Genomic DNA, 25,221 nt, shown 5'->3' on the forward strand with positions numbered 1-25,221 from the left:
ACAGAGCATAGCAACGTCCCATATGTTATCGATGCCATAGGTCGCACAGCATGGTGCGACCGGACAATGACCGTCCGAGAAAGTAGGTCTCAGTGAAGTCACCGACCGAGCGCCGCAGTCGAAGGCTGCCCACCGTGCTCACGGCAACCATGACCGCCGTTGCATTCGCGTTGAGCTCGCTCGTCGCGACCGCCCCCGCTGTCGCTTCCGCCCTGGACCCCGGACCCGTGGAGCTTCCCTCCGTGATCCCGTCGATCGAGCAGTGGCAGCAATCGGGCGGCTCCTTCGGCGCCGCCGACGACCTCGCGGTCGTTGTCGCCACCGAGAGCGAGCGCCTCGAGTCGATCGCAGGCATCCTGCGCGAAGAACTCGCCGTGGATTACGCCGGGGTGAGCGTGACGGCCGGGCCGGGTGCAGCGGGTGACATCGTGCTTCGGCTGGATGAGGGCCGCACGGACCTCGAGACCGAGGGGTACGAACTCAAGGTCGGCGATCGCATCGAGATCGTCGCGGCGGACCCGGCCGGCGTCTTCTACGGCACCCGCACCGTCGTGCAGATGCTCATGCAGCAGGACACCCTGCCGCAGGGCTCTCTCATCGACGTGCCGGAATACGAGGAGCGCGGCGTCACCGTCTGCGCCTGCGTGATCAACATCTCCACGGAATTCATGGACCGTCTCATCGAGGAGATGGCCTTCCTCAAGCTCAACACGATGCTCGTGGAGTTGAAGGTCAAGGTCGACGCCTATCCAGAGACCAACACCTGGTCGTACTACACCAAGGACGACATCACCGCCCTCGTGGCGAAGGCCGGCGCCTACGGCATCGACGTCATCCCGGAGATCAACTCTCCCGGTCATATGGAAATCTGGCTGGAGAACAAGCCGGAATTGCAGTTGACCAATGAGCGGACCGGGGCCAAGGACGAGGTCCGCATGGACATCACCAAGCCCGAGTCGTTCGAGTTCTACGCCGACTTGATCGATGAGTACTTCGACGTCTTCACGACCGAGTACTGGCACATGGGCGTCGACGAGTACATGCTCGGCAGCGGCTACGCCAACTTCCCCCAGGTCAAACGCTTCGCGGAGGCGGAGTTCGGTGCCGGTGCTACGGAGAACGACGTCGTCGCGTGGTACGTCAACAAGGTCAACGACTACGTCAAGTCCAAAGACAAGAAGCTGCGCATCTGGAATGACGGTGTCATCACCGACAACCAGTTCGTCGACTTCGACACCGACATCATCGTCGAGCATTGGAACCCGGCGGCATCCACCGTCAAGCCTCAGCAGTTCATCGATTGGGGGCACCAGGTCGCCAACATCTCCAACTCGCTCTACATGGTGCGTGGCGGCTACGGGGTCAACTCGCAGCGTCTCTACGAGCAGGGCTGGACCCCGGAGGTCTTCTACGACCAGACCGTCACCCGTGGTACCGATCAGATCCTGGGCGCGCGGATGAGTATCTGGCCCGACGGTGGTACGCCGAGCGAGGCGGAGAACACCACCGAGGCACGCATGTTCGAACCGTTGCGTTTCGTCGCGCAGGCGACCTGGTCCGCCTCGCGGCCTTGGGCGACCTTCGCGGAATTCCGTGCCGACATGGACACCATCGGCCGTGCGCCGCTCTGGGACGAGGTGCAGCGCCAGCCGCTGCCGGACGGCACGTTCACGCTGACGGGTGCAGCCGGTGAGGGTGCTCTTGCAGCGGGTGAGGACGGAGGGCTCGTTCTGTCGGATGCCGGTGCGCCGTTGGCCTTCACTCGCACCGCCGACGGTTACTACACCATCCGCTCCACCGACGGTCTCTGCCTCGATCTGGCGCGCGACGGCACCATGCGCCTGGATGTGCCGGTCGAGATCGGTGCCGACATCCGCTTGAGCACCTGTGCGACCACGACTCTGCAGAAGTGGCAGCTGCGCAAGGTCGACGGTGGCTACACGATCGTCAACGCCGCGAGCCAGCAGTTCGTGTCCGTTTCCCGCAGCCTGGTCGACGTGCCGGTGGCCCGCGAGGGGTTCAAGACCGTCGCCGACGGTCGTGTCGTGCAGACGCCCGGCGACTGGGGTAAGACGGTGTGGAAGGTGGTGGGTGACGTCGCGATGACGGCGACGCCGACTGCGCTGTCCGCCGTTCCCGGCACCAGCGGTGACGTCGCCGTCACTGTGACGAACATGGCCGGCTCCGTGCTGGAAGGCGCGACGGTGCGCGTCGCCTCGGCAGCCGCCGGATGGACAGCGCTGCCGGCATCGGTGCCGCTGGAGCCGCTGGCGCCCGGGGAGATGGGGGAAGCGGCCTTTGTCCTGCACAACGTCAACTCGGCCTCCGGAACGGGCACGTTCGTGTTCGAGCTGGTGGGGGCCGATGGGACCGTCCTCACGCAGACCGCGGTCTCGACCGTCGGGGTGTGCTCGGCGGAAACGGTACGCCCCTCGGCCGCTGTGGCATCCTCCGAGCAGAGCAGCGGGGAACCGAGGCCGAGTGGTCCCGCCAGCGCGGTGATCGACGGTGACCCGGCGACCTACTGGCACTCCCAGTACTCACCGGTCGAGCCGCGACATCCGCACTCGGTCGTCATCGACCTGGGCGCCGATGAGTCCGTGTGCGGTCTGTGGTACACGGCGCGGTCCGGCGGAGCCGGCACCGGTGCGGCGAACGGGCGCATCGACGAGTACGACGTGTATGTGTCGAGCACTGTGGCAACGGTGAACGGTGACTGGGGGGAGCCTGTCGTCAGCGGTGCCTTCCAGAACACCGCAGACGCACAGCTGGCGGCCTTCCCTGCCCAGGAGGCGCGCTACATCAAGCTCGTCTCCCGGAGCGCGATCAACGGCCAGCCGTGGGCGACCATCGGCGAGTTGGCGGCCGCGGGTCCTGCCGCGGCGATCCCGGTGTTCGATGAGGCGGAGATCGATCTGAGCGCGGCGAGCGTTCAGGCCGGCGGTGAGGTCGCCGTCTCGGGCACCGGGTTCGCCCCCGGTGAAGCGGTGAGCTTCACGCTGGGGCAGCCGGTGGCCACGATGAGCCGTGCGGCCGCGGCGGCCAGCCTGCTGGAGTTGTCTGCGGATGCCGGTGGTGCCTTCAGCGGCGTGGTGGTCATCCCGCCGGCCACGGCAGCGGGCACGTACGTGCTCGCGGCGGTCGGAGCGGTGTCAGCCGCCCAGGCAAGCGGGACCCTGGCGGTCACCGCGGCGCCAGCCCGACCTGGCGACGTCCCCGCGGCGCCGGTGCAGCCCGGCGACCTCCCGGCGGTGCCGGGTGCCGGGGGAGGTGGGGGTGCGGAAGCCACCGACCCCGAGTCGGCTGGCTCGCTGGCCAACACCGGTGGTGAGCTGGCGGTTGCCGGCGGTATCGCCACGGGCGTGCTGCTGCTGATCATCGGCATCGGGCTGGCGCTCCTGAGGCGCCGCAGGGCGGTTCAGGCGTCCTGACCCGCCGCGCGCAGAGGGCTCCGCCTGTGGGCGGGGTCCTCTGCGCACGGGTCACCCTAGACTCATCGGCATGCCCGAGTTCATCGATGCGCACGGCATCGCGATCGTCTACGACGTCCACCCCGCCCGTACCGAGCCGCGCGGCATCGTGCAGGTGCTGCACGGCGTCGGCGAGCACGCCGGGCGCTATAACGCGCTCATCGAGACCCTCACTGACGCCGGGTACACCGTGTACGCCGACGACCACCGGGGCCACGGCCGCACCGGCATGCGCCAGCACGGCGGCGATGCGTCAAAGCTCGGCCGGCTCGGAAAAGGCGGGCTGCGGGCGGCGAAGGAAGCCATCTGGCAGCTGACCCGGATCATCCACGACGACGAGGACCCCGGCCTGCCCCTCATCCTCTTCGGGCACTCGTGGGGGTCGTTCCTCGCGCAGATGCTGGTGGACGAGCATCCCTTCGCCTACGACGCGCTCGTGCTGTCGGGTTCGGCGCTGCGGTGGCCGGGGTCACTCAACCCCGGCGACCTCAACGCCCCCTGGAAGACCGAGGAGGCGACGGGCGCTGAGTGGCTGTCGTCCGACGCCGCGATCGGTCAGGCCTTCCTCGACGACCCGCTCACCACGAGCGTGCCCCTGCTGAAGCTCTTCGGCCCGCTCGACGCCCTGCGCCTGTACGGGCGCCCGCGGCGCAACCCCGGCGTGGATCTGCCGGTGCTGCTGCAAGTGGGCCGTGACGACACGGTGGGCGGACCGCGCAGCGTGCATCGGCTGGCCGACGCGTACCGGCGCCGCAGCGGGTTCAGCGACGTCACGACGCTCGTCTATCCCGACGCGCGCCACGAGATCTACAACGAGGTGGAGCAGGCGCAGGTGCGCGCCGATCTCATCGCGTGGCTCGACGCGCGCTTCCCGCCGCGCCCCCACGTGACCGACCCCGAGGCCGTTCCCGCCCCGTGAGCCCGCCCGCCGGTCACCCCGGCCGGTGAAACGACAACTGACGGCCGAGACCATGGGTATCACCCACTGTCTCGGCCGTCAGATGCAGTCTCAGCGCCGGTTGGCGTCAGCGCCGCGGGTCAGCGGCACCGCGGGTCAGCCGTGTGCGCGACGCGAGCCGCGACCGCGGCCGGTGCCGGCGTTGGCGCGGATGTCGGCGACGGTGGCGCCGGTGGTCGGGCGGGCCGGGCGTGACGACCGGCTGGATGCCGCGGCGGGCGCGCTCGCGGTGCGTGCGGCACCCGAGCCCTGACCGTCGCGTCCGCGACCGGTACCGGCACCGCGGCCGGAGCCACCGGAGCGACCACCCGAGGCGGAACCGCCCGAACGTCCACCGCCGTTGCCGGCGCCGCGGCCGGAGCCGCCGTTGCGGCCGCCGCCACCCGAGCGCTGCGGCGCTGCGGTGACGGGGGCGGGCGTGACGTGCGCGGCGGGCTCGCCGACCAGCACCGAAACGGCGGAGGCACCTGCGGCCACGGGCTCGAGAGCCGCGGAGACCTTCGCCTTGCGCAGCAGATCCTTGACCTCGCCGCGCTGCGCGTCGAGCGCAACGGTCACGACGACGCCCTCGGCGCCGGCACGGGCGGTGCGGCCCGAGCGGTGCAGGTATGCCTTGTGCTCGACGGGCGGGTCGACGTGGACGACGAGCTCGACGTCGTCGACGTGAACGCCGCGCGCGGCGACGTCGGTCGCCACGAGCACGCGCACGCCGCCCTTGGCGGTGTCGGCGCCGAACGAGGCGAGGTTGCGGTCACGGGCGCCCTGCGACAGGTTGCCGTGCAGATCGACGGCCGGGATGCCGGAAGCGGTCAGCTGCTTCGCAAGCTTCTTGGCCTGGTGCTTGGTGCGGGTGAAGAGGATGCGGCGCCCCTGGCCCGACGCGAGCTGGCGCACGAGCGCGGTCTTCTCATCGGCGCCGGGCACCACGAAGACGCGGTGGGTCATGACGCCCTGCGGGACGCTGGACTCGTCGACCTCGTGACGCACCTCGTCGCGCAGGAACTTGCGCACGAGGGTGTCGACGCCGCGGTCGAGCGTGGCGCTGAACAGCATGCGCTGGCCGCCCGCGGGGGTGGCGGAGAGGATGCGGGTGACGCCCGGCAGGAAGCCGAGGTCGGCCATGTGGTCGGCCTCGTCGAGCACGACGATCTCGACGAAGCTGAGGTCGACGACCTTCTGCTTCATCAGGTCCTCGAGGCGACCGGGGCACGCCACGACGATGTCCACGCCGCGGGCGAACGCCTGCTCCTGCCCGCGCTGGCTCACGCCGCCGAAGACGGTGGTGACGTTGAGCCCGACGGCAGCAGCCAGAGGGGAGATGGTCGCAGCGATCTGCGTCGCGAGCTCGCGGGTCGGGGCGAGCACCAGGCCGCGGGGGCGGCCGGGACGCCGCGCGGCGGCTCCGGCGCCGGACAGACGCGCCACGAGCGGCAGCGAGAAGGCGATGGTCTTGCCGCTGCCGGTGCGGCCGCGGCCGAGCACGTCACGGCCGGCGAGGGAGTCGGGGAGCGTGTCGCGCTGAATGGCGAACGCGTCGGTCTTGCCCTCGGCGGCGAGGACGGCAGCGAGCTTCTCGGGCACGCCGAGGGAAAGGAAGGAAGAAGACATGTGTGCTTTCGGGCAGGCACACGCAGATCATGGGAGGATCGCGGTGCGGAGGAGGCGACGGCGCGGATTCGCGCATCGGTTCGCCGTTCGAAAAGATGCCGCGATCGGGATCGGGGAGTCGTGACGACGACGTAGTGGCACTGAGGCCACACGACCACCCTACCAGCGCAGCGCCGTAGGCTTGACCCATGCACGGTGAGTACAAGGTCCCTGGCGGCAAACTGGTCGTCGTCGACCTCGAGGTGGACGAGGGACTGATCACCGATTTCCACCTGGCCGGCGACTTCTTCCTGGAACCCGATGACGCCCTCGCGGACATCGACGCAGCGGTGACGGGGCTTCCCGTCGAGTCCGACGTCGCCACCATCGCCGCCGCCGTCCGCGCCGCGCTGCCGGAGGGCGCGCAGCTGCTGGGCTTCACCCCCGAGGCGGTCGGCACCGCGGTGCGCCGCGCGCTGGTGACCGCTCCCGGATGGCGCGACTTCGAGTGGGAGATCGTGCACGACCGGCCGCTCTCGCCGAACATGAACCTGGCCCTCGACGAGGTGCTGACCACCCGCGTCGGAGATGGCCGCCGCAAGCCCACCATGCGCATCTGGACGTGGGACGCCTCAGCCGTCGTCATCGGCTCGTTCCAGTCGTATCGCAACGAGGTCGATCCGGAAGGGGCCGCGCGGCACGGCTTCGAGGTGGTCCGGCGCATCTCCGGCGGCGGCGCCATGCTCATCTCCGCGGAATGGATCATCACGTACTCCCTGTACGTGCCGGCATCCCTCGTCGCCGGCATGACGTTCGCCGATTCGTATGCGTTCCTCGACGACTGGGCGCTGCAGGCGCTGCGCTCCCTCGGCATCGACGCCACCTACAAGCCCCTCAACGACATCTCCTCCCCGGAGGGCAAGATCGGCGGGGCTGCGCAGAAGCGCCTGGCCAACGGCGGCGTGCTGCACCACGCCAGCCTGAGCTACGACATGGACGGGCAGGTGCTCACCGAGGTGCTGCGCATCGGCCGCGAGAAGCTCAGCGACAAGGGCACGGCGTCGGCCGCCAAACGGGTGGATCCGCTGCGCAGCCAGACCGGGTTGCCGCGCGAGGAGATCATCGAGCGCTTCAAGACCACCTTCGCGACCCTCTACGGCGCGACGGAGGGGTCGATCAGCGACGAGGAGTACGCCGAGGCCGAGGCGCTCGTACAGTCGAAGTTCGCCACCGACGCGTGGCTGCACCGCGTTCCGTGACCGGCGAACCCGGCGACCCCGGCGACCCCGGCGACGCACCCGGTCGCGTCGACATCCATGCCGGGGACAACCTGGCCGTCGCGCGCACCCTGCCCGACGGGGCATTCACCCTCATCTACCTCGATCCGCCGTTCAACACCGGCCGTCGCCGAGAACGCGCCGTCGAGTCCGTCGTCGACGTGACCGCCGCACCCGACGATGCGGTCGGACTCGGGCCGGCGTCGAAGACCACGGTGTCCGGCCCCGTGAAGGCCGGGTTCCGCGGGCGGGAGTACGCCCGGCTGCGCGGCGACCTCAGCCGATACGACGACCGGTTCGAGGACTACTGGGACTTCCTCGAGCCGCGCCTGGCCGAGGCATGGCGCCTGCTCGCCGACGACGGCACCCTCTACCTGCACCTGGACTACCGCGAGGCGCACTACGCCAAGGTGCTGCTGGACGCCCTCGTCGGCCGTGAGCGCTTCCTCAACGAACTGATCTGGGCGTACGACTACGGCGCGAAGAGCCGTCGCCGCTGGCCCACCAAGCACGACACGATCCTGGTCTATGTGAAGGACCCGGCCGCGTACCACTTCGACTCCACGGCCGTGGACCGCGAGCCCTACATGGCACCGGGCCTGGTCACCCCCGACAAGGCGGCGCGCGGAAAGCTCCCCACCGACGTCTGGTGGCACACGATCGTGCCGACGTCGGGGCGGGAGAAGACCGGCTACCCGACGCAGAAGCCCGAGGGGATCCTGCGCCGCATCGTGCAGGCGTCCAGCCGTCCCGGCGACCGCGTGCTCGACCTCTTCGCTGGCAGCGGCACGACGGGCGCCGTCGCCTCGGCCCTGGGCCGGCACGCCGTGCTCGTCGATGCCAATCCCGAGGCCGTCGCGATCATGCATCAGCGGATGCCGCACGCCACCGTGCACGGCGAAATCGAGGGGTGCCCCGGCGGCGCGGCATCCGTAGGCTGAGCGCATGCGCTTCGGAACCTTCATCCCCCAGGGCTGGCGACACGATCTCGTCGACATCGCCCCCGCCGACCAGTGGACCCTCATGCGCGACCTCGCGCAGCGTGCCGACGCCGGCCCGTGGGAGTCGCTGTGGGTCTACGACCACTTCCACACCGTGCCCGTTCCGAGCCAGGAGGCCACGCACGAGGCGTGGACGCTGATGTCGGCGTTCGCCGCGTCGACGAGCCGCATCCGGCTCGGCCAGATGTGCACCTGCATGGGATACCGCAACCCCGCCTACCTGGCGAAGGTCGCCGCGACCGTCGACCACGTCTCGGCGGGCCGGGTCGAGATGGGGATCGGCGCCGGCTGGTACGAGCACGAGTGGCGGGCCTACGGCTACGGCTTCCCCCGCATCGGCGACCGTCTCGCGATGCTCGCCGAGGGCGTCGAGATCATGCGGCAGGCCTGGGAGACCGGCCAGGCGACGCTCGACGGCGCGCACTACCAGGTGGACGGCGCCATCGTGCAGCCCCAGCCGGTGCAGCAGGGCGGCATCCCGATGTGGATCGCCGGCGGCGGCGAGAAGAAGACGCTGCGCATCGCCGCGCAGTACGCCTCGTACACCAACTGGTCGAGCGACCCCGAGGAGTTCAGCCACAAGAAGCAGGTCTTCGAGGCGCACTGCGCCGACCTCGGCCGCGACCCGGGCGAGGTCGTGCTGTCGACGAACTTCAACACCGTGGTGGGCGCGACCGAGGCAGAGGTGGCCGACCGTCTCGACGCCATCGAGGCGCGCGTGCGCCCCCACCTGGGTGACGCGACCGACGGCTTCATGGCCGAGTACCGCGGCGGCCGCGGTCTGGTCGGAACACCGGCCCAGGTGATCGAGCGCCTGCAGGCCATGCGCGAGCGGGGCCTGGGGTACGCCATCCACTACTTCCCCGAGCTGGCCTACGACCGCTCCGGCGTCGAGCTGTTCGAGTCCGAGGTGATCCCCGCGCTCAGCTGAGCAGAGGGCGGGCGTCGTCGTAGCCGTTGCCGATGACGTCCGGGGTGGCCGTCGTGCCGCCGAAGACGCGGGTCGTGCCGGGCCGGGCCGACCACGGCCGCCACCCCGGGTCGCCGTCGCGCACGAACGCCGTGGCCGCACCGTGCATCGCGGCGGCGAGCGAGCGCGGCGGGTCGTCGCCGGCGATCGAGGCCACCGCCGGAGCGTCCAGGCAGTCGAACCAGAACGGCACGTCCAGGCAGTGCAGCGCCCAGCGTCGCACGGGGGACTGCCACGCGAAGCGGTAGACCCACGTGGGGGCCGCCGCGTCGGTGCCCACCACGCCTGCCGCACGGGTGCGCGCCTCGGCGACCCTCACGACCAGCGTGCGGAACACCTGGTCGGTGGCGTAGCGGCCGAGGACGGCCGCCGTGCCGAGGCGTCGCTGGCGGCGGTTCGCGGCGAGCCAGCCGCGGATCGTCGCCCGCCGGCCGGGCATGACCACGCGCAGGGCGAGCGATGCCGGCAGCAGCCGGAGAGCCGCGGCCAGCTTGTCGGTGACCATCGTGAACTCGTCGTCGGTCGCCCCGAGCAGCAGCGGCTTGTCGGCGCCGACGCCGGCGGCGATCGCGGCGACAGTCGGCTGCGGCACCAGGTCGCCGTCGACCACCGGCCCCCAGGGTGGTCCTTCGCCGAGCAGTTCCCGCAGCGGCTCCAGCCGGTCGCGGCTGCGGGGCAGCCCGGCGGTGTCCTGCAGGGCGATGATGCGCTCCTCCGGGACGGTGCTGAACCCCTCGAGCGTCGGCGGGACGCCGAGGAGGACGCCCAGCCGCTGCGACGTCGCGGCGGCGCGTTCGGGGCGCACCGCGGCGATCGCGCTGGAGAACGCCATCGCACGATGGAAGAGGTGCTGGGCCGCGGGCATGCCGAGCAGCGTCAGCACGGCGCCCCCGCCGGCGGACTGCCCCGCGATGGTGACGCGGCCCGGATCGCCGCCGAACGCCGCGATGTTCTCCTGCACCCATTCGAGGGCCGCCAGCCAGTCGTGCACGCCCCGGTTGGGCGGCACCCCTTCGATGAGACCGAAGCCGTCGAAGCCCAGCCGGTACGACACCGTGACCGTGACGACCCCGTCCCGGTTGAAGGCGCGGCCGTCGTACCACGGGCTGGCCGGAGAGCCCGTCGTGAAGCCGCCGCCGTGGATGTACACCAGCACCGGCAGCAGGTCGGAGCCGCCGGGGGACGGGGTGAAGACGTTGACGTTGAGGATGTCCTCGCCCGGGATCGATGGCTCGGGGATGAGGGTCATGCCTTCGTCGGAGCGGTGCGGCGTCGCGCCGTGGGCGGTGGCGTCCCGCACCCCCTCCCACGGGGTCGCGGGCACCGGCTCGGCGAAGCGCAGCGCGCCCACCGGCGGGGCGGCGAAGGGGATGCCGAGGAAAGCCGCCGACCGCGCCCCGTCGCTCTCGCGCCAGAACCCCCGCACCCGGCCGGCGGAGGTGGTGACGAGCGGATCTTCGGTCATGGATGAAGCGTAATCCGCGGGTGTCCGACGCGGGGGTCCGCGGATATCGTGAGGCCATGACAGCGCAGCGCGTGCCGGCCGTGTCCGACCTCACCCTCGACGAGAAGACCGGCATCACCAGCGGCGCGGACTTCTGGACAACCAAGGCGGTGCCGCGTGTCGGGTTGCCGGCGATCATGCTCACCGACGGTCCGCACGGCCTGCGCAAGCAGACCGGAGCCGCCGACCATCTGGGGCTCGCCGCCAGCGTGCCGGCCACCTGCTTTCCGCCTGCTGCCGGGCTCGGCACGTCGTGGGACGCCGAGCTCGTCCAGCGGGTGGGCGCGGCGATCGGGCGTGAGGCGGCGATCGAGGACGTGGCCGTGGTGCTGGGGCCCGGCGTCAACATCAAGCGCTCGCCGCTGTGCGGACGCAACTTCGAGTACTACTCGGAGGACCCGCTGCTCTCCGGGGTGCTGGGGGCGGCGGCGGTGCGCGGCATCCAGTCGCAGGGGGTCGGTGCGTCGCTGAAGCACTTCGCGGCGAACAACCAGGAGACCGACCGGCTGCGGGTCAGCGCCGATGTCGACCCGCGGCCCCTGCGGGAGATCTACCTGCGGGCGTTCCAGCGGGTCGTGACCGAGGCGCGACCGTGGACGGTGATGTGCGCGTACAACCGCATCAACGGCGTCTACGCCTCGCAGGACCCGTGGCTGCTCACCCGTGTGCTGCGCGAGGAGTGGGGGTTCGAAGGCCTCGTCGTGTCGGACTGGGGCGCCGTCGACGACCGTGTCGCCGCGCTCGCGGCGGGCCTCGACCTCGAGATGCCCTCCAGCGGCGGCCGCACCGATGCGCAACTGGTGGCGGCGGTCGAGGCCGGGACGCTCGGCGAAGGTGTCGTGGACACCGCCGCGCAGCGCGTCATCGACCTGGTGCGCCGGGCGGGGGACCGGCCCGCGGCATCCGCGCCCCTCGACGTCGAGGCCCATCACGCGCTGGCGCGCGAGGCGGCGGGCCGCTCGATCGTGCTGCTGAAGAACGACGGCGCCCTGCTGCCGCTGCCCCGCGGGGCGCGGATCGCGGTGATCGGCGCGTTCGCGGCCGAGCCGCGCTACCAGGGCGCCGGGTCGTCGCTGATCAACCCCACCCGGCTCGACACCGCGCTGGCCGAGATGCGGGCGCTCTGCGAGGGCGGCGTGGTCTCCGCGGTCGGATTCGACCTGGCGGGGGACGGCGGCCAGGGTGGGGAGCCGGATGCCGAGGCGCTCGTGGCAGAAGCGGTCGCCGCCGCGCGCGACGCCGAGACGGCCGTGGTGTTCCTCGGACTGCCGGCGGCAGCCGAATCCGAGGGCTTCGACCGCGAGCACATCGACCTTCCGGCCGACCAGCTCGTGCTGCTCGACGCGGTGATCGCCGCCAATCCCCGCACGGTCGTCGTGCTGTCGCACGGCGGCGTCGTGGCGCTGCCCTTCCGCGACCGCGTCCCCGCGATCGTCGACGGGTCACTGCTCGGGCAGGCCGGCGGCGGCGCCACCGCCGACGTGCTGTTCGGCGTGGTGAACCCGTCGGCGAAGCTCACCGAGACCGTGCCGCTGCGCCTGGCCGACACCCCCTCGTTCGGGAACTTCCCCGGGGAGGCCGGGCACGTCCGCTACGGCGAGGGCGTGCTCGTGGGCTACCGCGGCTACGACGCCCGCGCGCTGGATGTGGCCTACCCGTTCGGCCACGGGCTGTCGTACACGACGTTCGCCTACGGCGAGCCGTCGGCATCCGTCACCGCGGACGGCGACCTGCGGGTGCACGTCCGCATCGCCAACACCGGTTCCCGCGCCGGTCGTGAGGTCGTACAGGTCTACGCGGCGCCGACGTCGTCCGCCGTTGCCCGCCCGCCACGGGAGCTGAAGGGGTTCGCGGGAGTGACGCTGGATGCCGGGGAGGAGCGGACCGTCGAGATCGTCGTGCCGCGGGCGGAGCTGGCCTACTGGGACGTGCGGGTCGACCGGTGGGTCGTCGAGGGCGGGGCGTACCGGCTGGAGGTCGGCGCGTCCAGCCGTGACGTCCGCGGTGCGGCGACGGTCGATGTCGCCGGTGACGACGTGGCGCTGCCGCTGACCATGTCGTCGTCGGTGGGGGAGCTGCTGGCGCATCCCGTGGCCGGGCCGCTCGTGCAGCAGGCGATGGCGGCGATGCTCGGGGGCGCAGCGCCGGACGAAGGGATGCAGAAGATGATGGCATCCTTCCCGCTCGGGCGCCTGGCCGGGTTCCCGGGGGTGCCGGTGAGCTACGAGCAGGTGGAGCAGCTCGTGGCGATGGCCAACGCGACCGCCCCCGTGCGGGGCTGAGTCGCACGGATATGACAGAGGCCCCGGGGCGCGATGCGCTCCCGGGGTCTTCTGCCCGCAGCCCGTTCGGGTCAGGCTGCCGACCAGCCTCCGTCGCTGGCGAGGGTGACACCGTTGATGTTCACGCCGTCGTCGCTGAGGAGGAAGGTGATGGATGCCGCCAGGGCGTCGGCCTCGACGGGGTCGGGGAGAATCGCCATCGCGCCGCGCACGCGCTCGGCGCCCAGCGGCGAGGCGAACTTCGCCTCGATGTTGGTGATCGTGGCGCCCGGCGCGACGGCGTTGCAGCGGATCCCGCTCGGGCCGTACATGAACGCCGTCGACTTCGTCAGGCCCACGACCGCGTGCTTCGACGCGGTGTAGGCCGCACCCGCGGCCGATCCGCGCAGCGCCGCCTCGGAGGCGGTGTTGACGATGGAGCCCCCGCCCTGGGCGAGCATGGCGGGGATCACCGCCCGGGTGAGCTTCATGGTGCCGGTGACGTTGATGGCCATGACACGGTCCCAGACGGCGTCGGTCACCTCGCCGATCGGCGTCATGTCGTCCATGATCCCGGCCACGTTGGCCAAGGCGTCGATGGTGTCGCCGGCGGCTGCGACGATGCGGGCGATGCCGGCGTCGTCGGTGATGTCGGCGACGATCGTGACGATGTCCGACTGGGGGTGCTCCGCGGCGAATTCGGCCAGGCGCTCCTCGCTGACGTCGACGGCCACGACACGGCCGCCTTCACGGGCGACGCGCGACGCCGTGGCGCGTCCGATGCCGGAGCCCGCCCCCGTCACGATGACGGTCTTGCCGGTGAACCGGCCCTGGTCGATGCGCTCGGTCCATTCGCGCAACGGCACTGCCGGGGCCCCCGCGTCTTCGGCTTCGGGAGCCTGCGCGGGCGCGGCGGGGGCGCCGGCGGGCACCTCTCCCGCAGCGGCGCGGCGCACGAGGTCATCGAGCATGTCCTGGGTGAAAGAGCCGCGGCTCAATTTGACGAGTCGTTTGATGGCGAGGCGACGCACGGGCTTGAAGACCTCGGGGGTCTGTCCGCCGGCGGCCAGCATCTCGGTGAGGATGGCGTTGCCGGCCGGGTCGGCCAGCCAGTCGGCGATGGCGGAGTCGCCGGAGAGAGCGGTGGTGCCCATGGTGTGATCCCTTCTACCGGACACGATTGTCCGGTACTAGGTTATACCCGTGGGATCTGACGTGGAAGACCGGCGAAAGGCCAACCGGGGACCGGCAGCCGGCCCGGGCAACAGGCAGGCGCTGCTGCGTGCCGCGCGCGAGGTGTTCGCCGAGTCGGGCGTCGCCGCGCCCTTCTCCGCGGTGGCCAGGCGCGCCGGGGTCGGGCAGGGCAGTCTCTACCGCCACTTCCCCGATCGCACCGCGCTCGCCGCGGCCCTGTTCGAGGAGAACGTCGAGCGTATCGAGGAGCACACCGCCGGCGACGACCGCACGCTCGACGACCTGTTCGACATCGTGATCAGCCAGGCCGTCGTCTCCACGGCCCTGATCGACCTCACGTCCGGCCACCGCGACGACCCGCACGTGCAGGCGCTGGGGCAGCGCTTCCGCAGTGTGGTCGACCGGGTGCTCTCACGCGAGCGCGCGGCCGGGCACGTGGGTGCGCACGTCGACACCGATGATGTGGCGCTGGCCGCCGGCATGCTCGCGGGAGAACTCGCCCGTACCGCCGACGCCGACCGTGCCGCCGCCGCCGACCGTGCACGGCGGATGCTGCATCGGGCGTTCGCGCCCTGACCCGGGTGCGATTCAGTGCGTGCCGACGAAGGCCAGCAGCGCGTCGTTGACCTCGTCGGCATGCGTCCACAGCAGCCCGTGCGGGGCTCCGTCGATCTCGATGTAGGTCGCCGACGGCAGCAGTTCGCGGAAGCGTCGCGCCGTGGCGTCGATCGGCAGGATGTTGTCGGCGGTGCCGTGCACGATGAGCGCGGGAACCGAGATCTGCGGGATGTCCTCGCGGAAATCGGTGGGCCAGGTCAGCGGCGCCGCGGTGATGGCGGCGTTGCCGGCGAGGTTCGCCACGGCGATGCTCGCATCGACCGCCTCCTGGGAGATCCGGTCCCCCAGCAGGTCGTCGAGGCTGTAGAAGTCGTGGAAGAACCCGGTGAGGAAGGCGAAGCGGTCGGCGCGCACGGCATCCGCCGTCTGCTGGAAGAACTCCGCGGGCGCGGCGCCGTCGGGGTTGTCACCCGTGATCGCGAGATACGGCTCGAGGGAGCCGAGGAACGCCGCCTGCGCCACCCGCCCCGAGCCGTACCGGGAGAGGTAGCGGGCGACTTCGCCGGTGCCCATCGAGAAGCCCACCAGAGTGGCGTCCTCGAGTTCCAGCTCCTCCATGAGCGCGTGGAGGTCGGCGGCGAAGGTGTCGTAGTCGAAGCCGGTCGCCGTCTTGCTCGACGCGCCGAAGCCGCGGCGGTCGTAGGCGATGACGCGATAGCCGGCATCGAGCAGCGCCGCCTGCTGCTTGCCCCAGGACTCGCCGTTGAGCGGGAACCCGTGGATCAGCACGACCGGCCGGCCGCTGCCCTGATCTGTGTAGTAGAGGTCGACATCGGCCGAGTTCTCGGTCGCCACGGTGATGAACGCCACGATTGCTCCTCACGTCGAGGGGGACGGATGCCTCGACATCGTCTCGACGCTAGGGCCTTCGCGGCGGTCGCCGCCAGGGGTTGCCGGGGGTCAGGCGTCGCGCTCGGCGCCCGCCGAGGGCACGACGGTGAACACGTGCGGTGCGGTGAAGCCGCGCTCGGCGAAGGCGGCCGTCACGGCATCCGTCACCGCGCCGACCTTGTCGTGGTCGACCAGCGCGATGGCCGCGCCGCCGAACCCGCCGCCGGTCATGCGGGCGCCGATCGCTCCGGCGGCCACAGCGGTCTCGACCGCCGTGTCGAGCTCGGGGACAGAGATCTCGAAGTCGTCGCGCATCGAGGCGTGCGAGGCGTCGAGCAGGCCGCCGATCGCGCGCGGGCCCTCGCTGTCGAGCGTCGCGACGGTGTCGAGCACCCGCTGGTTCTCGGTGACGACGTGGCGCACGCGGCGGAACGTCACATCGTCCATCAGCGCCTGGGCCCGGTCGAGGTCGGCGACCGCGACGTCGCGCAGCGACGGCACGCCCATGATCTCGGCGCCGCGCTCGCACGCCGCACGCCGCTCGCCGTAGCCGCCGGTGGAGTGGGCGTGCTTCACGCGGGTGTCGATGACGACGAGTTCGAGGCCGGCCGCGGCGAAGCCGAGATCGACGATGCGGGTCTCGAGCGTACGGCAGTCGAGGAAGGTGGCGGCATCTGTCTGTCCGAGCATGGACGCCATCTGGTCCATGATCCCGGTGGGGGCGCCGACGGCCTCGTTCTCGGCGCGGCGGCCGATCTGGGCCAGGGTCACCCGATCGAGCGGCGTGCCCCAGGTGTCGGCGAGCGCCGTGGCGGTGGCCCCCTCGATGGCGGCGGACGATGAGAGACCGGCGCCCACGGGGACGTCGGAGGCGAACGCGAGGTCGACGCCGGTGACGTCGCCGGCGCTCAGGCCCGCCGCGTGCAGCAGCGCCCACGCCACCCCGAGGGGATACGCCGACCACTCCGGCACGCGCAGGGCGCCTTCGCTCGGGAAGAGGGCGTCGAGGTCGGCCAGCGGAACCTCGACGGGGACCGGGTCGAACGTCGAGACCACGCGGATGCGGCCGTCGTCGCGCGTGCCCAGCGCCACATGGGTGCGGTGGGGCGTGGCGAAGGGCAGCACGAAGCCGTCGTTGTAGTCGGTGTGCTCGCCGATGAGGTTCACGCGACCGGGTGCCGACCAGGTGCCGATCGGCTCGTGGCCGGTGAGCGTGGCGAACAGGTCGCGCGCGGCGGCGGCGGTCGCGGCGGAGCCGGGAGCGGCGGGGGTGGTCACAGGGTCACTCCTTCGACGGCGGCGCGCAGCCGTTCGGCGGCGGCCTCGGGGGTCACATCGCCGATCCAGGCGCCCATGGCGGCCTCGCTGCCGGCGAGGAACTTGAGCTTGTCGGCGGCGCGGCGGGGGCTGGTGAGCTGCAGGTTCAGGCGCACGGTGTCGCGCCCGTGGCGCACCGGAGCCTGGTGCCAGGCGGCGATGTAGGGGGTGGGCGAGTCGTAGAGCGCGTCGACGCCGCGCAGCAGGCGCAGGTAGAGGGGTGCGAGCTCGTCGCGCTCGGCATCGGTCGTCTCGGCGAAGTCGGCGACCTGGCGGTGGGGGAGCAGGTGCACCTCGATCGGCCAGCGCGCCGCGAAGGGCACGAAGGCCGTCCAGTGCTCGCCGGAGAGGATGACGCGCGGGCCGGAGCGCTCGAAGTCGAGGATGCGCTCGAACAGGTCGGGGGCGGTGCGATCGATCGAGTCCAGCAGGCGGGTCGTGCGGGGTGTGATGTACGGGTAGGCGTAGATCTGGCCGTGCGGATGCGGCAGGGTGACGCCGATGGCCTCGCCCCGGTTCTCGAACGGGAAGACCTGCTCCACGCCCGGCAGCGCCGAGAGAGCGGCGGTGCGGTCGGCCCACGCCTCGATGACGGTGCGGGCGCGGGTGACGCTCAGCGTGCCGAACGACCCGGCGTGCTCGGGGCTGAAGCAGACCACCTCGCAGCGGCCGACCGAGGTGCGTGTGCGGCCGAGGCCCAGGTGCTCGAGGTCTTCGACGCCGCGGGGCGGGTCGCCGGCGGCAGGCGCATCACCGAAGGCCTCGGCGAGGGCGGGACCGAACGAGGGCGACTTGTTCTCGAAGACCGCGACGTCGTAGCGCGACGGGATCTCCGACGGGTTGGTGGGCGTCTGCGGCGCGAGCGGGTCGAGCTCCGCCGGCGGCAGGAAGGCGCGGTTCTGCCGCGCTGCCGCGATGGAGATCCAGTCGCCGGTCAGCACGTCCTGCCGCATCGTGGCCGTCGCGGGGCGAGGGTCGAGCGTGCGCGCGTCGACGGCGCGCTCCGCGCCGAGCGTCGTGTCGGGGTCGTCGAAGTAGAACAGCTCGCGGCCGTCGGCCAGGCGTGTGGAGCGCTTCACGACGCCGGCGCCGAGGGTGACGGGTTCGGGGGTTTCGGGTGTACCGAACTCAGCAATGTTCACGTCAACATGGTACGGCCGTGCTGTGTTATCGTCAACACGGCCGCCGGGATGAGGAGGAAGCGGATGGCTCGCGACCCCATGAACCACCTCGACCGGCTCGAGCGCGGCGGCGCCTCCGACTCCCCCGCCGAGGCGGACGCTCGCGCTGCCCCGGCCCCTGCCCCTGCCCCTGCCCCGGCCCCTGCCCCTGGGGCGAAGCGTGTGTCGATGCTCGACGTCGCCGCCCGCGCCGGGGTCTCCGGGCAGACGGTGTCGCGCGTGGTCAACGGCAGCCCGCGGGTCGACCCGGTCACGCGCGCACGGGTCGAAGAGGCGATGGCGCAGCTCGGCTATCGCCCCCACCGCGCGGCCCGCGCGTTGCGCACCGGACGCACCCACACGATCGGACTCGTCGCCACGACGCTGGCCACCATCGGCAACTCCCGCATGCTGCAGGCCGTCGTCGATGCGGCCACCGTCCGCGGCTACGCCGTGGTGGTGGTGACGCTGGATGCGGCATCCGGCATCGCCGACGCCTTCGCCCGGCTGCGCGACCAGGGGGTGGACGGCGCCATCGTGCTGAACGAGGCGACGGCGGTGGTGCGTGACGCCGTCGCGCCGGCCGGTCTCGCGCTCGTCGTGGTGGACTCGCCCCCCGACGAGCGCTTCGCCGTCGTGCAGACCGACCACGCCGCGGGTGCCCGCGCGGCGACCGAGCACCTGCTGGGCCTCGGTCACGCCGCCGTCTGGCACCTCGCCGGTCCCGAGGGCTCGTTCGCCGCCGCAGAGCGTGAGCGTGGGTGGCGCGCCGCGCTGGTCGAGGCGGGGCAGCAGGTGCCGGCACCCGTGCGCGGCGACTGGACCGCGGCATCCGGTCACGCGCTCGCCGGTGCCCTGCCGAGCGAGGCGACGGCCGTGTTCGCCGCGAACGACCAGATGGCCCTGGGCGCTCTGCGCGCCCTCGCCGACGCCGGTCGGCGGGTGCCCGAGGACGTCAGCGTGGTCGGCTTCGACGACGTGACGGATGCCGCCGACTACCGGCCTCCGCTGACCACCGTGCGGCAGGACTTCGATGCGCTGGGAGCCGCGGCCCTCGCCGCGCTCGTCGCCGCGATCGAGGGTGATGACCAGCGGCCCGTGCTGCTGCCGGCGCCGCTGGTCATGCGCGCCAGCACCGGGCCTGCCCCGCGCGCGTAGCCCGACGGCGGAGCACCCCCGCCGTCCGTTGCGCGCTGCCCGTTGCGTGCTGCCCTTGCCCGCTGCGCGGGTCAGCCCGCGGCGCGGCGGGCCTCCCACCCGGTGCGCACCATCTCGTCGACGCTGTAGCGGTTCTCCCACTGCAGGTCGCGGGCGGCGAGTTCGCCGGTCGCCACGATGCGGTCGGGGTCGCCGGCGCGGCGCGGTCCGATCTCGGGCGTGAAGTCGACGCCGGTGACGCGGGCCATGGCATCCATGATCTGCCGCACCGACAGGCCGTTCTGGGAACCGAGGTTGTATGCCGGCTCCACGGGCTCGCCGGCGGTCAGCCGCTGCGCGGCCACGACGTGGGCCGCGGCGATGTCCGCCACGTGCACGTAGTCGCGCACGTTGGTGCCGTCGGGGGTGGCGTAGTCGTCGCCGTTGATGCGGGGCGTCCGGCCCTCGATGAGCGCCTCGAACACCAGCGGGAACAGGTTGTGCGGGCTGCTGTCGTACACGGCGAGGTCGCCCGACCCCACGACGTTGAAGTACCGCAGCGACGTGTGGCGCAGCGGCGCCGCGGCGTCGGCCGTCGCGACCGCCTGGTCGCGGATCAGCCACTCGCCGATCAGCTTGGACTCGCCATAGGGCGACGCCGGGCGCTTGGGGAGATCCTCGGTGACGAGCTCGACGTCGGGGGTGCCGTACACGGCGGCCGACGAGGAGAAGACCAGCTTGTCCACACCGGCATCCGCCATCGCCTGCAGCACCACGCGGGTGCCCTCGACGTTCTGCTCGTACGTGTGCAGGGGCCGCGTCACCGACACCCCGGCGTACTTGAAGCCGGCGACGTGGATGACGCCCTCCACGGCGTGCTCGCGCAGCGTCTGCTCCACCAGTGCGCGGTCCAGGATCGTCCCCTGCACGAAGGGCACCCCCTCGGGCACGAACGACGCATGGCCGCTGGAGAGGTCGTCGATCACGACGGGGCTGAGCCCCGCGGAGCCGAGTGCGCGGACGATGTGGGCGCCGATGTAGCCGGCGCCGCCGGTGACAAGCCAGGACATGTCTCCATCCTGCCTGATGCGCGATGGTGAGCCGACGGGGGCAGGCCTCGTGCCCGCATCCTCAGGGCAGGCGGTCGCCTGACGGAGCGGTCAGGCGCGACGGGGCGCCGCCGTGCGCCGCGGCGGCAGCGGCACGAGCATGGACGTGCGCCGCTGGTAGTCGGCGTAGGCGGGATACTTCGACGAGCTGATCGACTCGGTGAAGATCGTGGAGCCGATGAACAGCACCGTCAGCAGCACGGCGCCCACGATCGTCGGGTTGATCAGGCCGCCCCAGAAGCCGAGACCCGCCGAGACCGCGGCGACGGCGCCGATGAAGTAGAACACCCACCACTGGGCTTGCTCGAAGAAGAAGTTCGGATGCCGGCTGAGGCGGAACAGCCCCGTCATGGCGAAGCCCGGCTCGAGCGTGCCGCCGGCACGCTTCTTGGCCTGGTGGAAGTCCCACTGCTCCTGGTCGGCGACGGTCTCCCCGACGAGGAACGCCAGGAACAGGGCGGCCAGAGCGATGTCCCAGCCGGTGAGCGGTGTGGGGTGCTCCCACGCCATGAGGGCAGGCAGGCTGATGAGCACGAGCAGGGCGTTCTGGTACAGCACGATGAAGAACAGGTTGAATAGCTGGAACTGCACGGGACTCATCCGCCTGCGCAGGATCGCCCAGCGGTAGTCCTCCATGCCCGAGTAGCCGCCCTTGCGGGCGAAGTTGAAGGTCAGACGCGCGCCCCAGAGCGTGACGAGCGCCGCCATCAGTACGGAGCGCGCGGCGTCACCGCCGGAGGTGATCACGGCGATCGCGAAGATCCAGGTGTAGGCGATGGGCACGATCGACCAGATCCGGTCGACCCACGAGGTGTCCTTCGTGACGAGCGAGAGGATCCAGCAGGCCGCGGATGTCACGGCCGCCAGCGGCAGGACGAGCAGCACGGGGTCCATGGGGCTCAGGTTAGCGAGGTGACAGCCGCTGTCCAGGGGGTGATCGGCGTGCCCGGCGCCGACGGCGGGTCGAACGGCCGGCCCGCCTAGACTCTGGATCGTGACCGGAGCCAACGAAGGCCGGCTGTCCCTCGCGGGTGCACCCGCGAGTGCGCACGCCGCCGGCGACATGACCGTCGTCGTCGCGCTCGACAGCTTCAAAGGCTCGATCGGCGCCGCCGACGCCGCACGGGCGCTCGCCGCGGGGTGGCGCGACGCCGACCCGGGGGCTGCGGTCGAGCTTCGCCCCATGGCCGATGGCGGGGAAGGCACCCTCGAGGCGTTCGCCGCCGCGGTCGCGGGAGCCGCGAGGATGCCGGTGCAGGTGACCGGGCCCGACGGCGCCGCGGTCGATGCGTCGTGGCTGCTGCTGCCGCCGACCTCCGACGCGCCCGACGGCACGGGGGTGGTCGAGCTGGCCTCCACCTCGGGGATCGAGCTGCTCGGCGACCGCCGGCTGCCGTGGGACGCCGACACCACGGGGTTCGGCCAGGCCATCGCCGCGGCGCTCGATCACGGCGTCTCGCGCCTCGTGCTCGGCATCGGATCCAGCGCCTCCACCGACGGCGGGGTGGGGATGCTCCGCGCGCTCGGCGCGGTGGTCACCGATATCGCCGGGCTGCCGATCGCCGCGGGGGCCCGGGGGCTGGCCGCGGCCGTTGGTATCGACCTCTCGCGGCTTCGGCCGCCGCCGCCGGCGGGCGCCCTCGTGCTGACCGATGTCACGAATCCGCTTCTCGGCCCCACCGGGGCCGCAGCCGTCTTCGGCCCGCAGAAGGGGTTGGATGCCGCCGGCGTCGTGAGCGCCGATGCCGGACTTGCGTGCCTGGCCGCGCTGGTCGACGCCGATCCCACCACGTCGGGCACGGGGGCTGCGGGCGGCACCGGCTTCGGTCTCGTCGTCTGGGGCGCGCACCTCGTGCCCGGGGCGCCGGAGGTGGCCGAGCTGATCGGGCTGCGCGAAGCGATCGCCGCCGCCGATCTCGTCGTGACCGGGGAGGGCTCGTTCGACGGGCAGTCCGCCGCCGGCAAGGTGCCCACGTTCGTCTCGGCGGTCGCCGCGGAGGCGGGCGTGCCGGTGGCGCTGGTCGCCGGCCGGATCGCTGCCGACGCCGACGCCGGCGCGTTCGCGGCATCCGTCTCGCTCACCGATCTCGCGGGGAGCCCGGAGGCCTCCTTTGCCGAGCCTGCCCGCTGGCTGCGTGCTGCCGGCGCTGCGCTCGCCCGCCGCAGCGCGCCCTAGGGGCGCGCGGTGGTCACATCCAGCGCCGGGATTTGAAGACGAGGTACAGCACGCCGGAGGTCGCCGCCATCGCGAGCAGTGCGAGCGGGTAGCCCCACTGCCATTCCAGTTCCGGCATATAGCGGAAGTTCATTCCATAGATGGTGCCGACCAGGGTCGGCCCGAACAGGATCGCCGCCCAGCCGGAGATCTTCTTGACCTGCTCGCTCTGCTCGAGCGCGGCGTCGGTCTGGCGGTGGGTGACGAGGGTGGCGTTGACGGTGAGTGCGTTCTCGAGGATGGCGCGCAGCGCCGCGATCTTCTCCGTCATGCGGATGACGTGGTCCTGCACATTGCGCAGCTCGCGCTGCAGCTCGATGTCCACGCCGTACTTCCCGGCGCCCCGCAGCACGGCGTCGAGCATCTCGGTCAACGGCTCCGTGGCCCGCTGGAAGAGGATGACCTCGCGGGAAAGCTCGTAGATGCGGCGGGACAGTTCAGAGCCGCTCTCGCTGAACAGCGCGTCCTCGATCTCGTCCACGTCGTTCTGCAGGCCGGCGGTGACGGGCGCGTAGTCGTCCACGACCTCATCGAGGATGGCGGCGAGCACGACGTGGGGACCCTTCGCCAGCGTGGCCGGCTGCTGCTCGAGGCGGCGACGGACCACCGCGAGGTCGGGGACGTCGGCGTGGCGGATCGTGACGACGAAGTCGGGTCCGACGAACACGTGCAGTTCGCCGAACTCCACCGTCTCGGTCCCGTCGTTGTAGCGGGCCGGGCGCAGCACGGTGAACAGGATCTCGCCGTAGCGTTCGATCTTCGGCCGCTGGTGCCCGGTGAAGGCGTCTTCGACGGCCAGCGGATGCAGCGAGAACTCGGCCGCCACCTGCTGCAACTCCTCGGGGGTCGGCCGCAGCAGCCCGATCCAGGCCATCCCGTGGTTGTCCTTCATGTGCTCGAAGGTCTGCTGAAGGGTGGCGGGGTCGCGGATCCGCTCCCCCTCCACGTACACGGCGTTGTCGATGATCGGCATCCCGCCAGTCTGCCCGTCCGCTCCGCCCGCCGCGCCGCCGCGCCGCCGCGCCGCCGAAACCGGCGGCGTCAGCGGCGGGCGTGCGCAAACGTCAGCGCAGCGAGAGCGCGGTCCAGGACACCGGCGGCAGTGTCACCGAGAGGATGCCGTCGGCGATCGTCGCCGAGTCGTTCGGACGCACCCCCACCCGCTCCGGGTTCTCGAGCGTGTTCGCGGCGTGCATGTCCTCGTCGTGCAGGAGGTGCGATTCCGCCACGACGACTGCGCCGAGGTGGGCGACATCGATCTCTACCGAGATCGGCTCGGTGAGGCTGCGATTGACCAGGAACACCGCGGTGCCGCCGGTGGCCGCGTCGTGCGTCGCGACGGCGTCGACGACGGGCACCGCGCCGAAGCGCTCGGTGTCGTACGTGGGCGACTCGACGGCGACCTCCAGGGCGACACCCTGCGCCAGGCGCGAGGTGATCGAGAACGGGAAGAACGTCGTCTGCCGCCAGGCGATGCCGCCGGGCTCGGTCATGATCGGCGCGATGACGTTGACCAGCTGGGCCAGGCTCGCGGCGGTCACCCGGTCGGCGTGGCGCAGCAGCGAGATCATGAGGCTGCCGAAGACGACGGCATCCACCACCGTGTATGCGTCCTCCAGCAGGCGCGGCGCGACCGGCCACACCTCGGGGTCGGTGATCTTGTCCACCTCGTTGTAGCGGGTCTGGTACCAGACGTTCCACTCGTCGAACGAGATCATCATCGTCTTGTCGCTGCGTCGCAGCGCCTTGACGTGGTCGGCCGTCGCGGCGACCGAATCGATGAACCGGTCCATGTCCACCGCCGAGGCGAGGAACCCGGCGTAGTCGTCGCCGTCGGGCTCGTAGTACGCATGGCACGAGATGAAGTCGACGTGGTCGTACGTCTCCGAGAGCACGACCCGCTCCCACTCGCCGAAGGTGGGCATGCCTGCCCCCGAGCTGCCGCAGACCACCAGCTCCAGGTCGGGGTCGACCTGCCGCATCGCGCTGGCGGTCTTGCGGGCCAGGCGGGCGTACTCGTCGGCGGTGCCGTGCCCGAGCTGCCAGGGGCCGTCCATCTCGTTGCCCAGGCACCACATGCGGATGCCGTGGGGCTCGGGGCTGCCGTTGGCCACGCGTGCGTCGGACAGTGCGGTGCCCGAGCGGTGGTTGGCGTACTCCAGCACGTCGAGCGCCTCCAGCACGCCGCGCGTGCCGAGGTTGACCGCGTACATCAGCTCTGCGCCCACCTCGCGCGACCAGTGGGCGAACTCGTCCAGTCCCACCTCGTTGGTCTCGGTGGAGTGCCAGGCCAGATCCAGCCGCCGCGGACGCTCCTCCCGCGGCCCGACGCCGTCTTCCCACCGATAGCCGGAGACGAAGTTGCCCCCGGGGTAGCGGATCGTGCTGACCCCGAGCTCGGTCACCAGGGCGGCGACGTCGCGACGGAACCCGTGCTCGTCGGCATCCGCGTGCGAGGGCTCGTAGATGCCGTCGTACACGCACCGGCCGAGGTGCTCCACGAAGGAGCCGAACAGGCGGCGGTGAACCGGGCCGATGGCCAGGCGGGGGTCGATGGTCAAGCGTGCGTTACTCATGGTCCTTCTCGGGTAGGCGTGCGGGTGGGGGAGGGG

19 protein-coding genes are annotated in these 25,221 nt (G+C 71.7%); 9 read left to right on the forward strand and 10 right to left on the reverse strand.

Annotation, left to right across the window (positions count from 1 at the left end; translation table 11 throughout):
- Positions 1-92: 92 nt before the first annotated feature.
- Positions 93-3,431, forward strand: coding sequence for a family 20 glycosylhydrolase (locus NQ165_RS04685; protein WP_257531841.1), 3,339 nt, complete (start codon positions 93-95; stop codon positions 3,429-3,431).
- 70 nt (positions 3,432-3,501) lie between these two features.
- Positions 3,502-4,389, forward strand: coding sequence for an alpha/beta hydrolase (locus NQ165_RS04690; RefSeq protein ID WP_257531843.1), 888 nt, complete (start codon positions 3,502-3,504; stop codon positions 4,387-4,389).
- A 135-nt stretch (positions 4,390-4,524) separates the two neighbouring features.
- Here the strand turns inward: NQ165_RS04690 and NQ165_RS04695 are convergent, their stop codons facing one another.
- Entirely contained in the window at positions 4,525-6,036 is a 1,512-nt protein-coding gene (locus tag NQ165_RS04695; RefSeq protein ID WP_257531845.1) for a DEAD/DEAH box helicase, read from the reverse strand.
- A gap of 188 nt (positions 6,037-6,224) precedes the next feature.
- Between NQ165_RS04695 and NQ165_RS04700 the strand changes: the two genes are divergently transcribed.
- From NQ165_RS04700 to NQ165_RS04710, 3 genes are read left to right on the forward strand one after another with little or no spacing between them, the layout of a single operon-like run.
- On the forward strand, positions 6,225-7,274 hold the full coding sequence (locus tag NQ165_RS04700; RefSeq protein ID WP_257531847.1) for a biotin/lipoate A/B protein ligase family protein: 1,050 nt from the start codon (positions 6,225-6,227) through the stop codon (positions 7,272-7,274).
- Complete coding sequence (locus NQ165_RS04705) at positions 7,253-8,233, forward strand: DNA-methyltransferase (RefSeq protein ID WP_374940925.1); 981 nt, start codon at positions 7,253-7,255, stop codon at positions 8,231-8,233. The genes NQ165_RS04700 and NQ165_RS04705 overlap by 22 nt, the downstream gene beginning before the upstream one ends.
- A gap of 4 nt (positions 8,234-8,237) precedes the next feature.
- Positions 8,238-9,224 (forward strand): LLM class F420-dependent oxidoreductase, encoded by a 987-nt coding sequence (locus NQ165_RS04710; protein WP_257531849.1) that lies wholly within the window; start codon positions 8,238-8,240, stop codon positions 9,222-9,224.
- On the opposite strand, the gene NQ165_RS04715 is transcribed toward NQ165_RS04710, so the two are convergent.
- Positions 9,217-10,728 (reverse strand): carboxylesterase/lipase family protein, encoded by a 1,512-nt coding sequence (locus NQ165_RS04715; RefSeq protein ID WP_257531851.1) that lies wholly within the window; start codon positions 10,726-10,728, stop codon positions 9,217-9,219. The two genes, NQ165_RS04710 and NQ165_RS04715, sit on opposite strands and share 8 nt — an antisense overlap.
- Before the next feature lie 56 nt (positions 10,729-10,784).
- Here NQ165_RS04715 and NQ165_RS04720 point away from each other — a divergent pair, with 56 nt between their 5' ends.
- Positions 10,785-13,049, forward strand: coding sequence for a glycoside hydrolase family 3 C-terminal domain-containing protein (locus NQ165_RS04720; protein WP_257531853.1), 2,265 nt, complete (start codon positions 10,785-10,787; stop codon positions 13,047-13,049).
- Between the two features lie 71 nt (positions 13,050-13,120).
- Here NQ165_RS04720 and NQ165_RS04725 read toward each other — a convergent pair whose 3' ends face one another.
- The gene (locus NQ165_RS04725) at positions 13,121-14,182 is read right to left on the reverse strand and encodes an SDR family NAD(P)-dependent oxidoreductase (protein WP_257531855.1); all 1,062 of its coding nucleotides are present in this window, start codon (positions 14,180-14,182) and stop codon (positions 13,121-13,123) included.
- A 49-nt stretch (positions 14,183-14,231) separates the two neighbouring features.
- Between NQ165_RS04725 and NQ165_RS04730 the strand changes: the two genes are divergently transcribed.
- Positions 14,232-14,798: a TetR/AcrR family transcriptional regulator gene (locus NQ165_RS04730; protein ID WP_257531857.1), complete on the forward strand. Its 567-nt coding sequence runs from the start codon at positions 14,232-14,234 to the stop codon at positions 14,796-14,798.
- 12 nt (positions 14,799-14,810) lie between these two features.
- Here NQ165_RS04730 and NQ165_RS04735 read toward each other — a convergent pair whose 3' ends face one another.
- From NQ165_RS04735 to galT, 3 genes are all read right to left on the reverse strand, one after another.
- Complete coding sequence (locus tag NQ165_RS04735) at positions 14,811-15,650, reverse strand: alpha/beta hydrolase (protein ID WP_257531859.1); 840 nt, start codon at positions 15,648-15,650, stop codon at positions 14,811-14,813.
- 90 nt (positions 15,651-15,740) lie between these two features.
- Positions 15,741-16,949 carry a galactokinase gene (galK, locus tag NQ165_RS04740; RefSeq protein ID WP_257531862.1) on the reverse strand — a complete coding sequence of 403 codons (1,209 nt, stop codon included), beginning with the start codon at positions 16,947-16,949 and terminating at the stop codon, positions 15,741-15,743.
- Positions 16,946-18,130 carry a galactose-1-phosphate uridylyltransferase gene (gene galT, locus NQ165_RS04745; protein ID WP_257531864.1) on the reverse strand — a complete coding sequence of 395 codons (1,185 nt, stop codon included), beginning with the start codon at positions 18,128-18,130 and terminating at the stop codon, positions 16,946-16,948. Before galT ends, galK begins: the two co-directional genes overlap by 4 nt.
- A gap of 207 nt (positions 18,131-18,337) precedes the next feature.
- On the opposite strand from galT, the gene NQ165_RS04750 reads away from it, so the two are divergent.
- Positions 18,338-19,306 (forward strand): LacI family DNA-binding transcriptional regulator, encoded by a 969-nt coding sequence (locus NQ165_RS04750; protein WP_257532385.1) that lies wholly within the window; start codon positions 18,338-18,340, stop codon positions 19,304-19,306.
- A gap of 71 nt (positions 19,307-19,377) precedes the next feature.
- Here the strand turns inward: NQ165_RS04750 and galE are convergent, their stop codons facing one another.
- Entirely contained in the window at positions 19,378-20,355 is a 978-nt protein-coding gene (gene galE, locus NQ165_RS04755) for a UDP-glucose 4-epimerase GalE (protein WP_257531866.1), read from the reverse strand.
- A 90-nt stretch (positions 20,356-20,445) separates the two neighbouring features.
- Positions 20,446-21,288, reverse strand: coding sequence for a DUF1295 domain-containing protein (locus NQ165_RS04760; RefSeq protein WP_257531868.1), 843 nt, complete (start codon positions 21,286-21,288; stop codon positions 20,446-20,448).
- Positions 21,289-21,457: 169 nt separating this feature from the next.
- Between NQ165_RS04760 and NQ165_RS04765 the strand changes: the two genes are divergently transcribed.
- Positions 21,458-22,570 (forward strand): glycerate kinase, encoded by a 1,113-nt coding sequence (locus NQ165_RS04765; RefSeq protein ID WP_257532387.1) that lies wholly within the window; start codon positions 21,458-21,460, stop codon positions 22,568-22,570.
- 13 nt (positions 22,571-22,583) lie between these two features.
- Here NQ165_RS04765 and NQ165_RS04770 read toward each other — a convergent pair whose 3' ends face one another.
- Together NQ165_RS04770 and NQ165_RS04775 are read right to left on the reverse strand one after the other, a co-directional pair.
- Complete coding sequence (locus tag NQ165_RS04770; protein ID WP_257531870.1) at positions 22,584-23,582, reverse strand: magnesium and cobalt transport protein CorA; 999 nt, start codon at positions 23,580-23,582, stop codon at positions 22,584-22,586.
- A 91-nt stretch (positions 23,583-23,673) separates the two neighbouring features.
- Positions 23,674-25,185: an alpha-N-arabinofuranosidase gene (locus NQ165_RS04775; protein WP_257531872.1), complete on the reverse strand. Its 1,512-nt coding sequence runs from the start codon at positions 25,183-25,185 to the stop codon at positions 23,674-23,676.
- Between the last annotated feature and the right edge of the window lie 36 nt (positions 25,186-25,221).

This window comes from Microbacterium sp. zg.Y1084, from assembly GCF_024623595.1.
GTDB lineage: Bacteria > Actinomycetota > Actinomycetes > Actinomycetales > Microbacteriaceae > Microbacterium > Microbacterium wangruii.